Source organism: Streptomyces sp. NPDC059994, from assembly GCF_042737755.1.
Classification (GTDB): Bacteria; Actinomycetota; Actinomycetes; order Streptomycetales; family Streptomycetaceae; genus Streptomyces.
The window spans coordinates 1-6,403 of sequence record NZ_JBHWUR010000196.1 but is presented as its reverse complement, the minus strand read 5'-3'; the positions used below and the strand labels follow the sequence as shown (position 1 = coordinate 6,403).

The window sequence follows — 6,403 nt, the reverse complement described above, 5'->3', positions numbered from 1 at the left end:
ACCGGCCCGCAGAAGAACGCGGGGCCTGGGGGGCGAAGCCCCCGTGGCGGAGTGCAGGGGCCGCAGGCCCCGCCCGGGGTCCGGGGGCGCAGCCCCCGGGAAGCGAGCCTCAACCACCCACCCGCCCCCGGAGGGTTCAGGGGAACGGGCGGGGTGGGGGTCAACCCGGCACCGCCTCCCGAAGGCGCAGCACCCGCGTCACCCCCAACCGCGCGGACCCCCGCTCCACCTCCGCCAGCAACCCCGCCCCCGCCACCTCCGTATAGCCCACCTCCCCCCACCCCGGCGCGATCGCCGTGCGCGTCGGCGCGGACGGCGGCAGGCGCGCCCGGCCCGCCTCCGCCCGCAGCGGCGACGACAGCGGGGTCGACACCGTCACCTCGTCGTCCCCCGGCAGCACCAGGACCAGCGCGCTGGGGCGCCGCGCGGGCCCCACGTACCCCACCACCACCCCCTCCCACGTCTCCGTGTGCCGCAGCTTGCGCCACGCGCGCCTGCCGCCCCGGTACGGGGAGTCGTCCCGCTTGGCCACCAGGCCCTCGATCCCGCTCGCGGGGAGCGTCTCGTACCAGGTGAGGGCCGTCTCCACGTCACGAGTCGCCGGGACCGGCTGGAGCGGGGGGCCCAAAGGGCCCAGCAGGGTCACCAGTCGGGCCCGGCGCTCCCCGTACGGCAGGCGCCGCACGTCCTCGCCCCCGTCGGCGAGGACGTCGAACGCCGCGTACGACGCCGGCAGCCGGGCCGCGAGCAGCCCGGCCCGCCCCGGCGTCGCCGCCGCCCGGCGCTGCACCGCCGCGAAGTCCGTGCGGCCGCCCGTCCACACCACGACCTCCCCGTCGAACACGCACCCCGCCGGCACCGCCAGCGCCGCCGTCGCCAGGTCCGGGAACGCGGCCGTCACGATCCGCCCCGACCGGGCCTGGAGCACCACCCCGTCGGCCTCCCGGAACACCACCATCCGGTGGCCGTCGAACTTCGGCTCGTACCACCAGCCCGGCCCGCGCGGCAGCTCCCGTACGGACTGCGCCAGTGCCACCCGTACCGGCGGCCGGACGCTCACGGCAGCCGCCCCGCCCGGTTGAGGTTGATCAGTGGGCCGAGCAGGTCTCCGTCCCGTGCCAGCCTCGGTTCGATGTCTCCCAGGAGGAAGACCAGGTCGGCGGCGCTGCGGCAGGACTCCACCTCGTCCCACGACACCGGCGCCGACACCGTCGGCCGCTCCCTCGCCCGGAGGGTGTAGGGCGCCGCCGTCGTCTTCGCCGCCGCGTTCTGGCTGTGGTCGACGAACACCTTGCCGGGGCGCAGCGCCTTCGCCATGCGGTGCGTGACCAGGTCCGGGAGTGCCGCCTCCGCCTCCTTCGCCAGGTCCTTCGCGTACTGGGAGACCTGCTCGGACGGGGTCGGTTCGAGGGGGACGAGCAGGTGCAGGCCCTTGGAGCCGGAGGTCTTCGCGTACGCGTGCAGGCCGTCCGCCGTCAGGCGCTCGCGCAGCCACCGCGCCACCGCGCAGCACTCCACCACCGTCGCCGGGTCCCCGGGGTCCAGGTCGAAGACCATGCGGTCGGCCCGCGCGGGCGCGTCCGCCTGCCACTGGGGGGTGTGGAACTCCACCACCAGGTTGGCCGCCCACATCAGGGTCGACAGGTCCGGGACTGTCACCTGGCGCGCCTCGCTGTCCTCGGAGCGCGGCACCGGGGCCGTCGTCACCCAGGAGGGTGTGCCGGGCGGGGGATTCTTGGTGAAGAAGAGCTGGCCCCCGGGGCCGTCCGGGTAGCGCAGGAACGACAGCGGCCGGTTGTGCAGATGGGCTAGGAGCGCCCCGGCGACGGACGCGTAGTAGTGCAGCACCTCGCCCTTGGTGGTGCCGGTCGCCGGATACAGCACCTTCTCCAGGTTGGAGAGCGCGATCCGCCGCCCCTCCACCCATGTGATCGGCGTCATACGATGAGAATCCCACTAATCCCGGCAGAGGGGATGAAGAGTGCGATCCATATGGAATGGTGCGATCTCATTCGGGCTGGTCAGTATTCCGATCAAGCTCTTCAACGCCACCGAGAGCCACTCGATCTCGTTCCGGCAGATCCACACGGAGGACGGCGGACGGGTCCGCTACCGCAAGGTGTGCGAGCTGGACGGCGAGGAGCTGGAGGCGTCCGAGATCGGCAAGGCGTACGAGGACGCGGACGGGTCGCTGGTCCCGATCACCGATGACGACCTGGCCGCGCTGCCGCTGCCCACCGCCAAGACCATCGAGATCGTCGCGTTCGTGGCGGCCGACTCCATCGACCCGCTCCAGATCGACACGGCGTACTACCTGAGCGCCAGCGGTGTCCCGGCGGCCAAGCCGTACACCCTGCTCAGGGAGGCGCTCAAGCGGAGCCGGAAGGTGGCCGTCGCCAAGTTCGCGCTGCGCGGGCGCGAGCGGCTCGGGATGCTGCGGGTCGTGGACGACGTCATCGCCATGCACGGGCTGCTGTGGCCGGACGAGATCCGCGCCCCCGAGGGCGTCGCCCCGGACAGCGATGTGAAGGTCCGCGACGCCGAGCTCGATCTGGCCGACGCTCTGATGGACACCCTGGGCGAGGTCGACGTCGAGTCGTTGCACGACGACTACCGGGAGGCCGTGGAGTCCCTCATCGCCTCCAAGGCGGGCGGCGCGCTGCCCCCGGCCGAGGCCCCGGAAACCAAGGGCGGCGGCAAGGTCATCGATCTGATGGCCGCGCTGGAGAAGAGCGTGCGCGCGGCGAAGGAGGCGCGCGGCGAGGAGGCGGCGGAGCCGGCCGAGGTCACCGAACTCAAGCCGCGCAAGACGGCCGCCCGCAGGACGGCCCCGGCGAAGAAGACCGCGAAGGCGGCCACGAAGACCACGGCCAAGACCGCCACCAAGACCACGGCCAAGGCCGCCACCAAGACCACTTCGGCCAAGACCGCGACCAAGTCGACGTCGAAGACCGCCGCCAAGAAGTCGGCGGCGTCCCCCAAGACCTCCGCCGCGGGCGCCAAGAAGTCCACCGCCACCACGGCCAGGAAGACCGCGAAGAAGACGGCTCCCCGCAAGCGCGCGTCGGCCTGACGGCCCTGGGGGCCTGTCCGGCGGATCCGGTCGGCACGCGGGGGTCTGGCACGCCCTGGCCCCCAAGGCCTTGAGGGCCAGGGGGAGACCCCCCCGCGGCGTTGTCGTCGGTTGGCGACGGTCCGCGTCGACGCCCTCCTCCGCCTCGCAGCATCGGGGTCTCCCCTGCTCGAACGAAGGGGAGAGCTTGGGAAGCACCAGCCCCCGCTCACCAGCACCGAAAAAGCACCCCGGGCCGAAGCCGACCAGATCCCCCGCACAGGCCCTGGTACGCCCACGGGGAACCTTGATCGGAGCAGCCCTTACGGCGCCGTCACACGCCTCGGGCGACGGGCTCGCCCAGCGCCTCCAGCTCCGCGTCCAGGTCGCGCGCGTGCACCTCGCGGGGCAGCGCGAACATGCCGAGCGCCACCAGCACCAGGATCCCGACCCCGTACCAGAGGCTGAGGTCGAAGCTCTTGACGAAGTTGTGGCTGACGGCCTCCTGGCCCTGCTTGGTCAGGATCGGCTGGACCTTGTCGGCGCCCGGCACCGAGGAGGGCTGACAGCTGGCCGGGACCTTGGTCGGATCCGACTCGGCCGAGCGGTCGTGCACACACGCCCGGAAGCCGTTGACGATGTCGTCGACGCCGCCCGCCGGGACCCCGGCGGCCACCAGCTCCTGGCGCAGGGCCGGGGTGACCTTGTCGACGCCGTGGTCGGAGTCGCTGGACAGATGGCCGAAGAAGAGCACGCCGACCAGGGCGACGCCCAGCGCCATGCCGACCTGCTGGGTGGTGCCGAGCAGACCGGAGGCGGAGCCCGCGTCCTTGGCGGGCACCTTGGTGAGGATCGCGTCGATCATCGGGGCGACCACCAGACCGAAGCCGAAGCCGGTCACGACCAGCGGCGCGATCATCTGCCAGGACGGGATGTCCGGACCGTAGTGGTGGGCGACGAAGATGTACGCGGCGAAGCCGAGCGCGTTCAGGAGCGCCCCGCCGATCAGCGTGAGGCGCCCGATGCGCGGGGTGAACACCTCGACCGCGAGGCCGGAGCCCGCGGCGGCGCCGACCGCGAAGGCCGCGCCGGTCAGACCGGCGCGCATCGGCGACCAGCCCAGACCCAGCTGCATGTACAGCGTCCACACCAGGAAGAAGCCGCCGAGCGCGATCCAGAACAGCGTCCAGACCAGCATGCCCGCGGTGAACGCCCGCTCCTTGAACAGGGTGAGCACCACCAGCGGCGAGCCCACGGTCCGGGTGCGGTGCCGCTCGAAGACGACCAGGATGCCGAAGACCACGATCGAGCCCGCCATCAGGAGGTACGTCCAGACCGGCCAGTCGAGCGCACGGCCCTCGGCGAGCGGATAGACCAGCATCAGGATGCCGGTCACCGCGATCACCACGCCGATCGGGTCCAGCTTGGGCGCGGCGGGCGACTTGGACTCGCCGACGAAGAACCAGGCGGCGATCAGCGCGCCGATACCGACCGGGATGTTGACCAGGAAGATCGGACGCCACTCCAGGTCGGCGATGTTCGCGTCGACCAGTACACCGCCGACGATCAGACCGGCCACCGACGCCGATCCGAGCACACCGCCCCAGATGCCGAGCACCTTGCCGCGCTCCTCGGACGGGAACGTGACGTGGATGATCGCCAGGATCTGCGGGACCATCAGACCGGCCATGGCGCCCTGGAGGAAGCGCGCGCCGATGAGCATGCCGGGGCCACTGGCGACACCGCAGAGCGTCGAGGCGATGGTGAAGCCCGCCACGCCGATCAGGAACATCTTCTTGCGGCCGTAGATGTCGCCGAGCCGCCCGCCGGTGATCAGCAGGGCCGCGAAGCCCAGTACGTATCCGGCCACGACCCATTCGATCTGGGTGTAGTCGGCGTGCAGGTCCTTCTGGATGCTCGGGATGACGACGTTGACGATCGTCACGTCGAGCATGTCCATGAACCCGGCCACCAGAACGATGATCAGGGCGAGCCAGCGGCGCGGGTCGAGCGGCGGCGCTCCGCCGGACGCGTCGGCTCCGGCGTGGGTGTCGTGAGTCATGGCGTTTCTACCTCTGGCCGATCGTGGTGACCGGGGCCGTCCGAGCCCGGTCATGACGGATGGAGTGTGATGAGACGAGTGCCATTTGCGGGTCTCCTTGCCACAGGGGCAGGAAAGAGTGCGTCACCGAGATGACGACACAGGGTCTGGGGGTGTGACTTTCCGCAGGTCACACCCCTTTTACGCCCGTGCAGGCGGCCGCCCCGCGGATCGCTCCGGCGATCGGGCGGGGCGCAGGGCGGAGACGGGCGGGGGCGCATGAAAGCGCCCTCCCGCAAGGGGTGTTGGGGCCATGACAGGCCGACACCACCGCTCAAGAAGGCACTCACATGCTCCGGCGGCCTGAACCGCTGCCTAAGTCGCTCAAGCGACCGGCTGCTTGGTGGTGAACTCGGCGAGCAGGCGCTGGGCCTCCGCGTCGGCCTGGTCCGCCGGGACGAGAACGCCCTCGGGGGTGAGGCGCCGCGGCTCGGCGCCCGCCATCCGCCAGTCGAACTTCGCCGCCAGCTCGAAGAGGTCGGACTGGATCAGCGGGCCGCCCTTCTCGTGCTCGGCGGCGAGCGCGGTCGGGTGGTACAGCTCGTAACCGCCCGGCAGGTGCAGCGTCAGGAAGTGGCAGCCGCCCTCGACCGTGGTGGACCAGGTGTGCTCGGTGCCCTTGGAGATGTGCGCCATGCCGCCGGGGCCGAGCGTGGTCACCTCGCCGTCGATGTACATGACCAGGGAGCCCTCCAGGACGAAGTAGGTCTCGTCGGACTCGGCATGCGTGTGGAGCGGCGGTCCGGGGGTGGCGGCGGCTATCTCGCCTTCCACGAGGGCGGCGGCGCCATCCGTGGCGCCACTCGGCAGGACGATTTCAAACCCGCGGCGTCCGGCAGGACGGTCCTCGGGGTAGATGATGGTCGTCATGGATCCCTCTCTGGCTTGATTTCTCTCAAGTGGTTACGGGTTTAGCACGGGGCGGCGGGTGCGGGTCAAGCAGCGCTCAACTTGCCCGTCGGGCGCGGCTCCAGTGACACTCAGGCCCCTGGTGAACAGCTCTAGCACGGCTGTGTGCGAGCGCGGGATTTCCGCAGTTGGACAGTTGTGGACGGACAGTTGTGGTCACCGCTGGGTGTCCCGTCAACGAAATTGCCGGGAGTTCAGGGATATGCGTCGGAAAGACCCCGGTCTGTCGTTTTCCCGTCCGGCATCTCTGCGGCATCCGTCCGATGTCCATCCGATGTCTGTCCGGTTTTCTGCGTGTCGCGGTCGCGGAATTTCCCGAAATGCCGACGGGCGGGTACGGG

At 71.1% G+C, this 6,403-nt stretch carries 5 protein-coding genes; 1 reads left to right on the top strand and 4 read right to left on the bottom strand.

Annotated elements, in window-relative coordinates; genetic code table 11:
* Positions 1-160: 160 nt before the first annotated feature.
* Both ACFWA7_RS39510 and ligD read right to left on the bottom strand, forming a co-directional pair.
* The gene (locus ACFWA7_RS39510) at positions 161-1,060 is read right to left on the bottom strand and encodes an ATP-dependent DNA ligase (RefSeq protein WP_385827996.1); all 900 of its coding nucleotides are present in this window, start codon (positions 1,058-1,060) and stop codon (positions 161-163) included.
* The gene (gene ligD, locus ACFWA7_RS39505) at positions 1,057-1,941 is read right to left on the bottom strand and encodes a non-homologous end-joining DNA ligase (RefSeq protein WP_385550156.1); all 885 of its coding nucleotides are present in this window, start codon (positions 1,939-1,941) and stop codon (positions 1,057-1,059) included. The genes ACFWA7_RS39510 and ligD overlap by 4 nt, the downstream gene beginning before the upstream one ends.
* Before the next feature lie 40 nt (positions 1,942-1,981).
* Between ligD and ACFWA7_RS39500 the strand changes: the two genes are divergently transcribed.
* Positions 1,982-3,073 (top strand): Ku protein, encoded by a 1,092-nt coding sequence (locus ACFWA7_RS39500; RefSeq protein ID WP_385550153.1) that lies wholly within the window; start codon positions 1,982-1,984, stop codon positions 3,071-3,073.
* 313 nt (positions 3,074-3,386) lie between these two features.
* Here ACFWA7_RS39500 and ACFWA7_RS39495 read toward each other — a convergent pair whose 3' ends face one another.
* Together ACFWA7_RS39495 and ACFWA7_RS39490 are read right to left on the bottom strand one after the other, a co-directional pair.
* Entirely contained in the window at positions 3,387-5,114 is a 1,728-nt protein-coding gene (locus ACFWA7_RS39495) for an MFS transporter (RefSeq protein WP_385550150.1), read from the bottom strand.
* Positions 5,115-5,477: 363 nt separating this feature from the next.
* The gene (locus tag ACFWA7_RS39490) at positions 5,478-6,023 is read right to left on the bottom strand and encodes a cupin domain-containing protein (RefSeq protein WP_385827994.1); all 546 of its coding nucleotides are present in this window, start codon (positions 6,021-6,023) and stop codon (positions 5,478-5,480) included.
* Positions 6,024-6,403: the final 380 nt, after the last annotated feature.

Coding starts and splice junctions, on each gene's coding strand:
- ligD (WP_385550156.1), bottom strand. CDS start 1,941: ATGACGCCGATCACATGGGTGGAGGGGCGGCGGATCGCGCTCTCCAAC.
- ACFWA7_RS39495 (WP_385550150.1), bottom strand. CDS start 5,114: ATGACTCACGACACCCACGCCGGAGCCGACGCGTCCGGCGGAGCGCCG.
- ACFWA7_RS39490 (WP_385827994.1), bottom strand. CDS start 6,023: ATGACGACCATCATCTACCCCGAGGACCGTCCTGCCGGACGCCGCGGG.